This window comes from Solwaraspora sp. WMMD937, from assembly GCF_029581175.1.
Classification (GTDB): domain Bacteria; phylum Actinomycetota; class Actinomycetes; order Mycobacteriales; family Micromonosporaceae; genus Micromonospora_E.
In genome coordinates this window covers 2,946,158-2,960,132 of the sequence record NZ_CP120738.1, presented here as the reverse complement: position 1 = coordinate 2,960,132, position 13,975 = coordinate 2,946,158, and the positions used below count along the sequence as shown (strand labels likewise).

13 protein-coding genes are annotated in these 13,975 nt (G+C 71.5%); 4 read left to right on the top strand and 9 right to left on the bottom strand.

The features are described 5' to 3' along the window. Positions 1–100: 100 nt before the first annotated feature. The 8 genes from O7621_RS13020 to O7621_RS12985 all read right to left on the bottom strand — a co-directional run bounded on the left by O7621_RS13020 (position 101) and on the right by O7621_RS12985 (position 6,631). Positions 101–1,252, bottom strand: coding sequence for a glycosyltransferase family 1 protein (locus tag O7621_RS13020; protein ID WP_282234194.1), 1,152 nt, complete (start codon positions 1,250–1,252; stop codon positions 101–103). 98 nt (positions 1,253–1,350) lie between these two features. Then, complete coding sequence (locus O7621_RS13015; RefSeq protein WP_282234193.1) at positions 1,351–2,097, bottom strand: MBL fold metallo-hydrolase; 747 nt, start codon at positions 2,095–2,097, stop codon at positions 1,351–1,353. Positions 2,098–2,359: 262 nt separating this feature from the next. After that, positions 2,360–3,325, bottom strand: coding sequence for a pyridoxal-phosphate dependent enzyme (locus O7621_RS13010; RefSeq protein WP_282234192.1), 966 nt, complete (start codon positions 3,323–3,325; stop codon positions 2,360–2,362). Between the two features lie 10 nt (positions 3,326–3,335). Beyond that, the gene (locus O7621_RS13005; protein ID WP_282234191.1) at positions 3,336–3,653 is read right to left on the bottom strand and encodes a MoaD/ThiS family protein; all 318 of its coding nucleotides are present in this window, start codon (positions 3,651–3,653) and stop codon (positions 3,336–3,338) included. Positions 3,654–3,714: 61 nt separating this feature from the next. Beyond that, the gene (locus tag O7621_RS13000; protein WP_282234190.1) at positions 3,715–4,206 is read right to left on the bottom strand and encodes a M67 family metallopeptidase; all 492 of its coding nucleotides are present in this window, start codon (positions 4,204–4,206) and stop codon (positions 3,715–3,717) included. Between the two features lie 79 nt (positions 4,207–4,285). Further along, positions 4,286–4,795: a DUF2017 domain-containing protein gene (locus tag O7621_RS12995; RefSeq protein WP_282234189.1), complete on the bottom strand. Its 510-nt coding sequence runs from the start codon at positions 4,793–4,795 to the stop codon at positions 4,286–4,288. Then, positions 4,792–5,082: an ATP-dependent Clp protease adapter ClpS gene (gene clpS, locus O7621_RS12990; RefSeq protein WP_278167442.1), complete on the bottom strand. Its 291-nt coding sequence runs from the start codon at positions 5,080–5,082 to the stop codon at positions 4,792–4,794. The genes O7621_RS12995 and clpS overlap by 4 nt, the downstream gene beginning before the upstream one ends. Positions 5,083–5,131: 49 nt before the next feature. After that, on the bottom strand, positions 5,132–6,631 hold the full coding sequence (locus tag O7621_RS12985; protein WP_282234188.1) for a hypothetical protein: 1,500 nt from the start codon (positions 6,629–6,631) through the stop codon (positions 5,132–5,134). 173 nt (positions 6,632–6,804) lie between these two features. Between O7621_RS12985 and O7621_RS12980 the strand changes: the two genes are divergently transcribed. The 4 genes from O7621_RS12980 to O7621_RS12965 all read left to right on the top strand — a co-directional run bounded on the left by O7621_RS12980 (position 6,805) and on the right by O7621_RS12965 (position 12,110). Beyond that, positions 6,805–9,480, top strand: a complete 2,676-nt coding sequence (locus tag O7621_RS12980; protein WP_282234187.1) for a LuxR family transcriptional regulator — start codon at positions 6,805–6,807, stop codon at positions 9,478–9,480. Next, entirely contained in the window at positions 9,477–10,766 is a 1,290-nt protein-coding gene (locus tag O7621_RS12975) for a nicotinate phosphoribosyltransferase (RefSeq protein ID WP_282234186.1), read from the top strand. The genes O7621_RS12980 and O7621_RS12975 overlap by 4 nt, the downstream gene beginning before the upstream one ends. A 78-nt stretch (positions 10,767–10,844) precedes the next feature. Continuing rightward, positions 10,845–11,429, top strand: coding sequence for a nicotinamidase (locus O7621_RS12970; protein WP_282234185.1), 585 nt, complete (start codon positions 10,845–10,847; stop codon positions 11,427–11,429). A 399-nt stretch (positions 11,430–11,828) separates the two neighbouring features. Further along, on the top strand, positions 11,829–12,110 hold the full coding sequence (locus O7621_RS12965; RefSeq protein ID WP_282234184.1) for a hypothetical protein: 282 nt from the start codon (positions 11,829–11,831) through the stop codon (positions 12,108–12,110). 33 nt (positions 12,111–12,143) lie between these two features. Here the strand turns inward: O7621_RS12965 and ctaD are convergent, their stop codons facing one another. After that, the gene (ctaD, locus tag O7621_RS12960; protein WP_278167436.1) at positions 12,144–13,904 is read right to left on the bottom strand and encodes a cytochrome c oxidase subunit I; all 1,761 of its coding nucleotides are present in this window, start codon (positions 13,902–13,904) and stop codon (positions 12,144–12,146) included. Positions 13,905–13,975: the final 71 nt, after the last annotated feature.

Genomic DNA, 13,975 nt, shown 5'->3' with positions numbered 1-13,975 from the left:
TGTGCCGCGCCGCTGCGGGCCCCGTCCGGGTCACACCGGACCGCCCAGGCCCGACCGGGTCACACCGGCGCCCAGGCCCGACCGGGTCACACCGGACCGGTCAGGCGGCGACCGGCAGGCGGGCCACGACGCCGGGTACGTCCAGCACGGCGCGGTAGTGCTCGATCAGCTCGTCGCCGATCGCCGCCCAGGTGCGGCCGGCGACCGCGGCCCGCGCGGCCCGGCCGTACCGGGCCCGACGGGCCGGGTCGGCGACCAGCCCGGCGACCGCCCCGGCGAGCGCCGTCGGGTCACCGGGTGGCACCAGCAGCCCGGTCACCCCGGGCGTGACCAGGTCCATCGGCCCGCCGGCGGCCGGCGCCACCACCGGTACGCCGCTGGCCTGCGCCTCCTGCACAGTCTGACCGAACGTCTCGTGCGGCCCGGTGTGGGTGAACACGTCGAAGCTGGCGTACAGCCGGGCCAGGTCCTGGCCGTGCCGGGCACCGAGGAAGCGCACCGCCGGCAGGGCGCGTTCCAGCTCCTTGCGGGCCGGTCCCTCACCCACCACCACGACGCGTACGCCCGGCAGCCGGCTGGTCTCGGCGAGCAGGTCCACCCGCTTCTCGGCGGCGAGCCGGCCGACGTAACCGACCAGCGTCTCACCGCCGGGGGCCAGCTCGCGGCGGGTCGGTTCGCAGCGGTGGGCCGGGGCGAACCGGACCGGGTCGATACCGCGGCCCCAGATGCGTACCCGGTCGATGCCGTTGGCGGTCAGGTCGGCGGCCGCGGCGGTTGACGGCGCCAGGGTGCGGTCCGCGGCGTTGTGGATTTCGCGCAGCCAGCGCCAGACCGTCGCTACGCTCCACCCCAGGTGGTACGCGCGGGCGTAGGCGGCCACGTCGGTCTGGTAGACCGCCAGGGTGGGTAGCCGCAACCGGCGGGCCACCGTCAGTCCCCGCGCGCCGAGCACGAACGGGCTGGCCAGGTGTACGACGTCCGGGGCGTGGTCGGCCAGCACCTCGGTGAGCCGGCGGCTCGGCAGACCGAGCCGGAAGCTGCGGTAGAGCGGCACCGGCAGGCTCGGCACCCGGACCACCGGGTACGGGTGAGCGCTGGCCTCCGCCCGCTCGGCGGCGGCCGGTGCCGGCGCCGGTGCGACAACCAACGGCTCGTGCCCGCGGGCGACCAGGTGTTCGGCGACCCGCACCACGGAGTGCGCCACCCCGTTGAGGTCCGGCGGGAAGGACTCGGTGACGATCGCGACGCGCATGGGTGTCACCGTCTCGCCTGTGCGGGTGGCCGAGGCTACGTCGCGTTGACCAGCGGGCGAACTCTGCGGCAAGAGAGCGGTTGGCCGGTGTCGACCGGTCAGACCTCGTAACGGGCGCCGGCCCGGACGATCTCGACCGGGCCTTCGAAGCTTGATGCCGCCGCCTCGAACGTCGACGCCTCGCTGCCCCAGGCGGTGACCAGGTGGGTCAGCAGCAGCCGGCCGACGCCCGCCTTGGTCGCGGCCTCCCCGGCCTCCCGGCCGGTCAGGTGCAGGTCCGGCGGGTTGTCCACCCCGTCGAGGTAGCTCGCCTCGCAGAGGAAGACGTGCGCGTCCTGGGCCAGCCGCAGCAGCGCCTCACAGGGTGCCGTGTCCGACGAGTAGGTCAGCACCCGGTCGCCGTGCTCCACGCGTACCCCGTAGGTTTCCACCGGGTGGTTGACCCGGTCGACGGTGACCTGCAGCGGGCCGATCGGGAAGCTGCCGGGCTGCAGGCCGTAGAAGGTGTAGACGTCGTCGACCGGCTCGCCGCTGATGTTGTACGCGGTGGCGATCCGGTCGGGCGCGCCGGCCGGGGCGTAGACCGGCAGCGGCGGGTACGGGCCGTCCGGGGCGTAGCGCCGCACCACCACATAGGTGCAGGCATCGAGCATGTGGTCGCAGTGCAGGTGGGTGAGCAGGATCGCGTCGACCGCGTGCAGGCCGGCGTACCGCTGCAGGGCGGACAGCGAACCCGAGCCGAAGTCGACGAGCAGGCGGAACCCGTCCGCCTCGATCAGGTAGGCCGAACAGGCGGCCTCGGGCCCGGGGAAACTCCCGGCGCAGCCGAGTACGGTCAGACGCATCAACTGTTCCCACGGTCGCGGTGAGACACCGGCGATGCGCCGTTCATGCCATCGAAGATCTCCACCAGCGGCTCTGCCACGCTCGGCAGCCTACGCCGCAGCCAGCGGCGGAATGAAAGATCCGCTGCAACTTGTCGTCAACGTGACACCGAAGCGCGAACAACTGGAGCGACTTCGACAACCCGCACCAGGATCGCCCATAGCGCAACCAATCATTTGCACCGGAACACCGCGGTCCGCAGACCGCGCCGACCGGTGCGGCTCAGGCCCAGAGCTGGCCTTCCAGCGCTTCCTCGGCGTCGGACAGCGTGCCGCCGTACGCACCGGTGGAGAGGTACTTCCAGCCGCCGTCGGCGACCAGGAACGCCACGTCGGCGCGGCGGCCGGCCTTGACCGCCTCGTGCGCGACGGCGAGCGCGGCGTGCAGTACGGCGCCGGTCGAGAAGCCGACGAAGAGCCCCTCTACCTCAACCAGCTGCCGGGTCCGCAGCACCGCGTCGCGGGTACCCACCGAGAACCGCCGGGTCAGCACGTTCGCGTCGTACAGCTCCGGCACGTAGCCCTCGTCGATGTTGCGTAACCCGTACACCAGCTCGCCGTAGCGGGGCTCGGCGGCGACCACCTCGATGCCGTCGACCTTCTCCCGCAGGTAGCGCCCGGTGCCCATCAGGGTGCCGGTGGTGCCGAGCCCGGCGACGAAGTGGGTGACCGTGGGTAGGTCGCGCAGCAGCTCCGGCCCGGTGGTCTCGTAGTGAGCCTGGGCGTTGCCGCTGTTGCCGTACTGGTAGAGCATCACCCAGTCGGGGTGCTCGGCGGCGATCTGCTTGGCGGTGGCCACCGCCTGGTTGGAGCCGCCGGCGGCCGGCGAGAAGATGATCTCGGCGCCGTACATCCGGAGCAGTTGGATCCGTTCGGCGGATACGTTCTCCGGCATCACGCAGACCAGCCGGTAGCCGCGCAGCTTCGCCACCATGGCGAGTGAGATGCCGGTGTTGCCGCTGGTGGGTTCGAGGATGGTGTCGCCAGGCCGGAGCCGTCCGGCCTGTTCGGCGGCGCGGACCATGAACATGGCCGCCCGGTCCTTGACACTGCCGGTCGGGTTGCGGTCCTCCAGCTTGGCCCACAGCCGTACCGGTGGTGCCCCGTCGGGCACCACCGGGGAGAGCCGGGGCAGGCCGACCAGCGGGGTGCCGCCACACGCGTCGAGCAGACTGTCGTAGCGCGTCATGGCGGGCCGATCAGCCGCTGACGGTGCTGGTGGTGGCCGAGGCGACGTCGCCCGCGCCGCCGGCCACCGCGGGCAGGATCGTCACGGTGTCCCCGTCGGCGACCTTGGCCTCGAGCGCGCCGAGGAACCGGACGTCCTCGTCGTTGACGTAAATGTTGACGAACCGGTGCAGGTTGCCCTCGTCGGTGACCAGCCGGCCACGTAGGCCGGAGTGCTTGGCGTCGAGGTCGTCCAACAGGGCGGCGAGGGTGTCCCCGTTGCCTTCGACGACCTTGGCGCCGCCGGTGTAGCTACGCAGGATGGTGGGGACGCGAACTTCGATAGACATTGACGTGCTCCTATTGCAACGGAAGGTCGGACCAGATCGCGGTGCGGTACGGCGCCAGGGGTCAGCGGCCAGACGAACACTCGTAGTCGACCGTGGTCGGGGTTTGCCCGAACAGGTACGACTGCACCGCGTGCGGGTCGACACCGGCGTCAATGAGATTGACCGGCTCCTCGGTCACCACGCCGTCCACGATGCGGAACGACCGGATCTCGGTGACATCCGGGTCACGGGTGGAGACCAGCAGGTAGTGGGCCTCGGGCCAGCCGGCGATCGCCGCGTCGGTGCGGGACGGGTACGCCTCGGTCGCGGTGTGCGAGTGGTAGATCACCACCGGCTCCTCGTCCCGGTCGTCCATCTCCCGCCACAGCTGCAACTGCTCCATCGAGTCGAACTCGTAGAACGTCATCGAGCGGGCCGCGTTCTGCATCGGGATGTGCCGGGTCGGCGTGTCCGAGCCGGCCGGTCCGGCGACGACGCCACACGCCTCGTCGGGGTGGTCCCGACGGGCATGGGCGACGATCGCGTCGATGATCGACCGGTCGATGCTCAGCACCACCCCAGCCTACCGCCTTCTCCGCTCTTCCGGCCCGGCCGGCCCGTGGCGGTCGTCACGCTGGCGACACTCGTCGACGCTAGTCGAGCAACGCGCCGAGCAGGGACTCCTGCAGATAGCCCAGGTAGGCGTAGACCGACAGCTGGAACAGCCGGCTCGACGACGGATCTTCCCGCTCGGCCGCCGCCAGCTCAGCGCCGAGATCGGTGTCGGCCCGCACCTGCAACCGGACGCCCATCGCCAGCCGGGCGTCGTTGATTGCGCGCAGCCACGCCTCGGCCGCCTCGCCGTCCAGGCGGACCTCCGCGCCCGTGTCGTCGGCGTCGGCCGGCAACGCGGCGAGCACCGCGCCCGCCTGGTCGATCTTGGCCGTCTTGAGGTCGCTCTCGGTGTACCGCCGCAGCTCCGCCGAGCTCGCCGGATCGTCCGGGTAGGTGTCCGGAAACAGCCGGTCGACCACTGGGTCGTCCCGTTCGAACCCGTCGGTGAGTAGGCCCACCACCTCACCGGCGACCTTGCGCAACACCCGTACCTCGTCGGGGGAGAAGACGGCGACGACGCGCCCGTTGCGGCGCCGGAACATGCTCATGCCCGGTCGACCGTCGCCCAGAGCCCGTAGGCGTGCAGCCGGGACGCGTCGAGCTCCATCCGCTCGCGGGCCCCGCTGGACACCACCGCCCGGCCCTTGTTGTGCACGTCGAGCATCAACTCCTCCGCCTTGGCCTGGCTGTACCCGAACAACTTCTGAAAGACCCAGGTCACGTACGTCATCAGATTGACCGGATCGTCCCAGACGATGGTCACCCACAGGCGTTCGTCACCTGGCATCTCGACCGTGTCCGGCGTCTCGACCGGAGCAACCTGGGGAGCCGCCATTCCCCCATCGTGCCACCGGCGGGGCCGGGGCGGACAACGCCCACCGCGGTCAGCCCGGCGCGTCGCCGCTGTCGATCGCATCAGCCAACAGGTTGGCCAGGCCACGCCGTGCCGCGGCGAACCGCAACGCGATCTCCTGGGACAGCGCGATCTCCACTGCCCGCAGCGCCCGCTGGATCCAGGACCGGGCCTGGTCCGGCGCCATCCCGGACGGTCCCCCGCGCGGATGCCAGCAGTCAGCGGCGAGCGCGACGCCGATCGGCGGCACGGTGCACCGGGACCGCTGCACCGGGTACGCGGCGAAGACATCCACCACCACGGTGGATGGCACCGGCTCGCACTGGCCCGCGGCGGTCGTCAGGAGTCCTTCCGCGACCGCCGTGGGCGGCTCCCTGAGCAGCCGGCCGCGGAGCTGCTCACGCAGCAGCGGTCCGAGCCGCTGTGCCGGGTCGGACCCGAACACCTGCTCGACGGCCTCGTCCACCGCGTCGTCCACGCCTACGGCACAGGCCGCGCTCGCGTGCAACGACAGGGTCAGGAGCTCGCGGTCCAGGAAGCCGGGTATCCCGGCCGGTCCACCGCCGAACAACAGCTCGCGGACGGCAGCCAGGTGCAGGTTGGCCAACTCGATCGCCAGCGTGTGCCGCACCCGCTGGCCGATCCGTCGCACCACCCGGTCCAGCCGCTCGGACCAGTCGACTGCCGGCCCGCCGGACGGCAGTGTCGGTGGTTCGTCGAACGCCAGCTGATCGGCCAGACCGGCGCCGGCCCGGTGCAGCGCCTCCCGGGCTGCCCAGTCGGTCACCTCCCGGCGAAGAAACACCGCATCGCCGGTTGCCGCATCGACCGAGTGCCAGGGTGCCTGTTCCAGCTCCGGAACAGCGGCGAGCAGCTCCGCCCGCTGGAACGACTCGCCCGCGCTCTGTATGCCGGCCGCGGTGATAGCGACGAATACCGCGACACCGGCACCCAGCGCCCGGCGCAGCAGTTCGTGTTCGATCTGTCCGGGCGGCGGCCCGGCACCAACCACGAAGACCAGCGCGCCGCCGCGTACCGCCGCGTCGAGCAGCACCGTCGCGCCGGCCGACCGGAGCGTCTCCAGGTCGGGCGAATCGACCAGGCTGAGCCGGCGCAGCGAGGCATCCGGCCGGATCACCTCGACCCGGCGCGGTGGACGGGGCAGGGCCAGGCCGGCACCGGACCGTGCCGACCGCGCCGGGACGATCCACGGCTGCGACCAGCCGGGCAGAAATGCCGCGATCCGCTCGACCGTACCGTGCCGGATGACCAGGAAACTCTCGGGCGGACGCAGGTCGGGCAGCGGTGCACCGTCGAGAAACGCGGTCAGCACGGCCGAGCGGCTACTGGCCGCGGCTCCGACCACGACGGCCGCGACCGGTTCGTCGGCCGGTGGGGGCGGCGGCACCGGGGCGGCCATCGGCAACTCCACAGCCAGGTCACCTGGGCGGCGCGGCTGCCTGCGCTGCCGGGGAACGCGGGCGGCGGCGCGGGTGGCCGGGCGATTCGACGGTACTGTCACGGACTCCACAAGACGAGCTCCTTCGGGCGTCATCGCCACGAAATACCAGCACACCGACGCTACGTGCACAATCACTTACACAACGACGACTATCACTACTCAACTGATCGAACACTTCATACTCAACTGCGATGCGTGACCGGCCCTTCCCCCTTGGCAACCGTTCTATATGCTCCCCTGCCATGGGCCTGTGGAGCTTCGTAGGACGGTCCGAAGAGCTCGACCGGCTGTTCGCCGCCGCCACCGACGGCGGTCGCGGCCTGATCCTCAGTGGCTCCGCCGGGATCGGCAAGAGCCGGCTGTTGCGTGAAGTCGTAGGTAGACTGCCGACCGAGACCTACGCGGTCTGGTTCGCCTCGGGCAGCGTCAGCGCCGCTGGCCTGCCGTTCGCCGGCCTCGCCCAGGTGCTCCCGGCGGACCAGCCACCCGGGTTGTCCCCCTCGGCGCTACTGCGGTGGGCCGTCGAGTCGCTGCGGCAACGGGCTGCGGGCCGACCGATCGTGCTCGCCATCGACGACGCGCATCTGCTCGACCCCTCCTCGGCGGCGGTGACGAACCTGATCGCCCGCTCCGGTCAGGCCACTGTGCTGGGTACGCTGCTCAGCGGCGAGCCGGTGCCGCTGCCGATCCGGGCACTGTGGGCCGACGATCTGGTGGTACACGACGAGCTGGCGCCACTGGACGTTGTCGACAGCACTGGCCTGCTGATGGAACTGCTCGGTGGGCCGCTGGACCCGGCCTCGGCCGAACGGCTGTGGCGGTTGTCCGAGGGAAACCCGCTGCTGCTGCGGGAACTCGTCATCGCCGCCCAGTCCGGGCAGGAGCTGACCCAGGCGTACGGGGTGTGGCGGTGGACCGGCCGGTTGGAGCTGGCACCGAGCCTGACTGACCTGATCGACACCCGGATCGGCCAGCTCAGCCCGCCGGTCCGCGGCGTCGTCGAGCTGGTGGCGTTCGGCCAGCCGATCGGGCTGCGGCTGCTGCTGCGGACCAGCCGGCACGCCGATGTGGAGGCCGCCGAGGAACGAGGACTGATCCGGGTCGACGTCGCCGACCGCCGGCAGGACGTGCACATGGCCCATCCGCTGTACGGCGAGGTGGTACGCCGCCGGTGCCCGGTCACCCGGGCGCAGCGGCTGCAGGCGCAGCTCGCTTCGCTGGTGGACGGGGTAGGGGCACGCCGCCGGGAGGATCTGCTGCGGGTCGCCGTCTGGCGGCTCGAGTCGAACACCGCCGACGACCCGGCGATGCTGCTCAGCGCGGCCGGCCGGGCGTTCGCCGGGTACGACGTCCCACTGGCGGACCGGCTGGCCGCCCGAGCGTTCGACGCCGGCGGCGGGTTCGACGCCGCCGAGCTGTGGGCGACCATCCTGATGTTCCGAGACGAGCCGGAGCGGGCTCTGGCCACCATCGAGGCGGTCCGCGACGAGGTCACCACCGACGAACGACGCAGCCGCTGGTTGATGGTGCTGGGACTGGTCGCCTACTGGGGGCTCGGCAACGAGTCGACGCTGGAGGACCTGGCGGCCGGTGCCCGTGAGCTGACTGACCCGGCCGAGCGGGTCCGGGTCGACTCGTTCGAGGCGATCATGCGGCTGCACCGGCTGGAGTGTGACGCCGCGCTGCGGCTGGCACACGCCGTACTCGACCGGCCGGCGGCCAGTCACGCCGCCCACGGGCTGGCCCAGTGCACCATCGCCCACCTGCAGGCCGCGCAGGGCGACCTGACCGGCAGCGGCCGGGCCATCGCCCGGGTCGAGGCCGACGCCCCGCACTGGCGTACCGAACTCCCCTACCTGCAGCTGGCGCTGGAACTCGCCCGCGGCACCCGGTTGGTGCTCGCCGGCGACCTGGCCGGGATCGAGGCGATCGTCGCCGAGGAGTTCGCCGACCTGGCCGACGCCGGTGACTTCCGGCTCGGGTCCGGATACCTGTCGGTGATCCGGGCGCAGGCCGCCCGGCTGCGCGGCCGGCTCGACGACGCGCTGCGACACAGCCTGCAGGCATGCGCCACGTTGGCCACCGGCCGGGTGTACGCCGGGCTGGCCCACGCCGAACGCGCACACGCGGCCGCCCTGCGTGGCGAGGCGGCCCAGGCCGCCGCGGCGATGGCCGACTCGGACCGGGCGCAGACACCCGGAATGGCCATCCTGTACCCGTGGCGGGAGCAGGCGCGCTGCTGGGTGGCGGTCGCCGAGGGGGACGTCGCCGGCGCGGTCGGCATGCTGCGGGAGCTGGCGGCCCGGCTGCGTACCGACGGTTTCGCCGGCCACGAGGTGATGGTGCTGCACGACCTGGTCCGGCTGGACCGGGCCGACCTGGCAGTGGACCGGCTGACCGAGCTCGCCAAGGTCGTCGAAGGCCCACTGCCGCCGCTGGTCCTGCGCCAGGCACAAGGCGCCGCCGACGGACCGTACGGTGCCCTGCTGCGCGCCGCCAGCGGCTTCGCCGGCCTCGGGCTGCACCTGTTCGCCGCCGAGTCCGCCGCGATGGCGGTACGGCGGCAGCGGCTGGCCCGATCGCCGGTCACCGGGCAGACCAACGTGCTGCTCGGTCGGTCGCTCGGCCAGTGCGTCGACGTGCGTACCCCGGCGTTGCTGGCCGGCCAGCCCAACCTGACCGACCGGGAGCACCAGGTGGCGAAGCTGGCGGCGGCCGGCGTCGCCAGCCGGGAGATCGCCCAGCGGTTGTTCCTGTCGCCCCGCACCGTGGAGAACCATCTGCAACGGGCGTACGGCAAGCTCGGCGTGACCGGGCGTGCCGAGCTGGCCGAGGCGGTGCGCGCCCTGCCCGACGAGCCGGGGCCGCCGGGCCAGGCCGGGCCGCACCGGCCGGGCGGCCGTACAGTAGCCAGGTGACCAGCTCCAGCCCTGCTCTGCTGACCGACCACTACGAGCTGACCATGCTCGCCGCCGCATTGGCTGACGGCAGCGCACACCGGCACTGCGTGTTCGAGGTCTTCGCCCGGCGGCTGCCGACCGGCCGCCGGTACGGTGTGGTGGCCGGCACCGGTCGGCTGGTCGACCTGATCCGGGACTTCCGCTTCGACGCGGAGACCGTCCGACACCTGCGGGACCGCGCGGTGGTTGACGCCGGCACCGCACGATGGCTGACCGACTACCGGTTCACCGGGGACGTCGACGGGTACGCCGAGGGAGAGTTGTTCTTCCCGAACTCGCCGATTCTCACGGTCTCCGGCACGTTCGCCGAGTGCGTCCTGCTGGAGACCCTGGTGCTGTCGGTGCTGAACCACGACTGCGCGATCGCGGCGGCGGCGGCGCGGGCGGTGACCGCCGCCCGCGGCCGGCCGGTGATCGAGATGGGTTCGCGGCGCACCCACGAGGAGGCGGCGGTGGCGGCGGCCCGGGCCGCGTACCTGGCCGGTTTCGCGGCCACGTCCAACCTGGCGGCGGGTGCCCGGTACGGCATCCCGACGGCGGGCACCTCGGCGCACGCGTTCACCCTGCTGCACGACGACGAACGGGCGGCGTTCGCGTCGCAGGTGGCCACGCTCGGGCGGGACACCACACTGCTGGTCGACACCTACAGCATCAGCCAGGGCATCCGGAATGCGATCGAGGTTGCCGGGCCGGACCTGCGGGCGGTCCGGATCGACTCCGGCGACCTGTCGGTCCTGGCGCAACAGTCCCGGGAGCTGCTCGACTCGCTCGGCGCCACCGAAACCAAGATCATAGTCTCCGGTGATCTCGACGAGTACGCGATCGCCTCGCTCGCCGCCGAGCCGGTCGACATGTACGGTGCCGGCACCGCGGTGGTGACCGGCTCCGGCGCGCCGACCGCCCGGCTGGTCTACAAGCTGGTCGAGGTCGACGGCCGGCCGGTGGTCAAGCGCTCCGAAAACAAGGCCACCGTCGGGGGCCGGAAGGTGGCGGTACGCCGGCACAAGCCGACCGGCACCGCCACCGAGGAGATTGTCGTCTCGCAGGGAGTACCGGACCGGGCCAACGGTGACCGGGTGCTGCAACGGTCCTTCGTCGCCGCTGGCGAGGCGCTGACCCGGCCGACCCTCGACGAGTCCCGCGAGCACCTGCGCCGCTGCCTGATCTCGATACCGTGGGAAGGGCTGAAGCTGTCCGCCGGAGATCCGGCCATCCCGGTGACCGTCGTGCCCGCCGTCCAGTGACCACCGGGCCGCGACCGGCGCGACCGGTAACGGCCGGTGACCGACCGTTCAGAAGTCAGCAGCAGGAGGACGACGAGCATGCACCGGGCACTGATCATCGTTGACGTACAGAACGACTTCTGTGAAGGTGGCTCACTCGCGGTGGGCGGCGGCACCGATGTGGCGGCGGCGATCTCCCGGACCGTCGCCGAGGCACCGCAGCAGCGGTGGCGGCACGTGGTGGCAACCAAGGACTACCACGTCGACCCCGGCGCGCACTTCGGCGACCCGCCGGACTTCGTCGACACCTGGCCGGCGCACTGCGTGGTGGGCACCGGCGGGGACGAGTTCCATCCCGCGCTGGCCGCCGATCGGATCGAGGCAGTCTTCCGTAAGGGCCAGTACGCGGCGGCCTACTCGGGCTTCGAGGGCCACAGCGACGACGGCACCGGCCTGGCCGACTGGCTGCGGGAACGCGGCATCACCGGGGTCGATGTGGTCGGCATCGCCACCGACCACTGCGTACGGGCGACCGCGCTGGACGCCGCCCGGGCCGGCTTCGACACCACCGTGCTGCTCGGCCTGACCGCCGGGGTGGCCCGGGACACCACCGAGGTGGCGTTGGACGCGATGCGGGCCGCCGGGGTGACGTTGACCGGCTCACCGGTGCTGCGTCCGGCCTGACCACCGCCGGCCTGAGAGACGCGGACATCGGCTGACCGACCCGGACGTGGGCCGCCGGCCCGGATATCGGCTGGCCGATGTCGTACCCGGCGGGCATGATGCCGGCCGGAGGCAACACCGCCGATGAATCTGACTCCTCACCGGCAGACGCTCGTGCTGCCCGGGGTGGCCGGCTGCTCGCCCTGTCGGTGCTGGCCCGGATGCCGAACACCGCCGCCGGTGTGGCGCTGACCCTGTACGTCGTGCTGAGCCTGGGCCGGGGTACGCCGCCGGTCTGGCCGGTACCGCGTCGACCATCGGGGCGCGATCGGCGCGCCGCTGCTGGGTCGGCTGGTCGACCGACGCGGCTTACGCCCGGCGCTGGCCGTCTCGGTCGCCGCCCAGGGTGCATTCTGAACCGTGGCGCAGGCGCTGCCGTACCCCGCGTTGCTGGTCGCCGCGGTCGTCGCCGGCCTGCTCAGCCTGCTGGTGTCCTCGGTGGACCAGCGTCGTGCTCGCGGGCTGGTGGCGTACTCCCTGGTCGGCTGGTTCGCATACGGCGCGACCCGGCGTACGGTGCCGCCGGTTGGGTTGATGGTCGCGCTGGCCGGTGCCGGCACCGCGGTGACGGGCTGTCCGAACCCCCGACGCGGCCCCGGGCGATGTCGCCCGGGGCCGCGTCGTAGATCGATCGTGGGTTGAGCGCCGGCCGCTCGGTCAGCGCCGGCCAGTGGGTCAGCGCCGGTCGACGTTGCTGGCGGTGTCCTCCTGGTATGTGGCACCGCCGTCCGACTCGCTGGTCAGCGGCTTGGCACCGCCCTCCGGCGGGCCAGCGACCGAGTGGTGGCCGGCGGCCAGCTCCGGGAACTTCAGGTCGAACGCCGGTCGCTCGGAGCGGATCCGGGGCATCCGGTCGAAGTTGCGCAACGGTGGCGGGCAACTGGTCGCCCACTCCAACGAGTTCCCGTGGCCCCACGGGTCGTCGACCTCGACCAGCGGTCCGGCCTTGTACGACTTCCACACGTTGTAGAGGAACGGCAGGGTGGAGATGCCGGTGACGAACGAGCCGACCGTGGAGATCATGTTCAGCGTGGTCCAGCCGTCGATCGCCTGGTAGTCGGCGTACCGGCGGGGAAAGCCCTCGGCCCCGAGCCAGTGCTGCACCAGGAAGGTGGTGTGGAAGCCGACGAAGGTCAGCCAGAAGTGCACCCGGCCCAGCCGCTCGTCGAGCATCCGTCCGGTGAACTTCGGAAACCAGAAATAGATGCCGGCAAACACCGCGAACACGATCGTGCCGAACAGCACGTAGTGGAAGTGGGCGACGACGAAGTACGAGTCCGAGACGTGGAAGTCGATCGGCGGGCTGGCCAGCAGCACACCCGACAGACCGCCGAAGAGGAAGGTGACCAGGAAGCCGATCGACCAGAGCATCGGCGTCTCGAAGCTGATCTGCCCCCGCCACATGGTGCCGATCCAGTTGAAGAACTTCATGCCGGTCGGCACCGCGATCAGGAAGGACAGGAAGCTGAAGAAGGGCAGCAGCACCGCGCCGGTGGCGAACATGTGGTGCGCCCAGACGCTCATCGACAACGCGGCGATCGCGATCGTGGCGGCCACCAGACCCTTGTAGCCGAAGATCGGCTTGCGGGAGAAGACCGGGATGATCTCGCTGATGATGCCGAAGAACGGCAGCGCGACGATGTACACCTCGGGGTGGCCGAAGAACCAGAACAGGTGCTGCCACAGCAGCGGCCCGCCGGTCTCCGGCGCGTACACGTGGGCACCGAGCATGCGGTCGGCGGCGAGCGCGAACAGCGCGGCGGCCAGCAGCGGGAAGACCATGATCACCAGGAGGCTGGTGACCAGGATGTTCCAGGTGAAGATCGGCATCCGGAACATGGTCATGCCCGGCGCGCGCAGGGTCAGGATCGTGGTGATCATGTTGACCGCGCCGAGGATGGTGCCCAGACCGGAGATCGCCAGGCCCACGATCCACATGTTGGCGCCGACGCCCGGGGAGTGCTCGACGCTGCTCAGCGGGGTGTACGCGAACCAGCCGAAGTCGGCGGCACCACCCGGGGTGAGGAAGCCACCCATCGCCAAGGTACCACCGAACAGGTACAGCCAGTAGGCGAAGCTGTTCAGCCGGGGAAAGGAAACGTCCGGCGCGCCGATCTGGATCGGCGTAACGTAGTTCGCGAAGGCGAACACGATCGGCGTCGCGAAGAACAACAGCATGATCGTGCCGTGCATGGTGAACAGCTGGTTGTACTGCTCCGGGGAGAGGAACTGCATCCCCGGCTGGGCCAGCTCCGCACGCATGATCAGGGCCATCAGGCCACCGATCATGAAGAACGCGAAGGCGGTGATCATGTACATGATCCCGATCTGCTTCGCGTCGGTCGTGCGCAGCAGCCGCGCCATGGCCGAGCCGCGGACCGGCCTGCGGACCGGGAAGGGCCGGCTGGCGATCGGCTTCGGTGCGACGGTGGTCACGAATGGCCTCCGGTTCTCGTCAATCCCACGGCGCCCGGGTTGATGATCCGCTGGCCGTGCCTCGCAGGCAG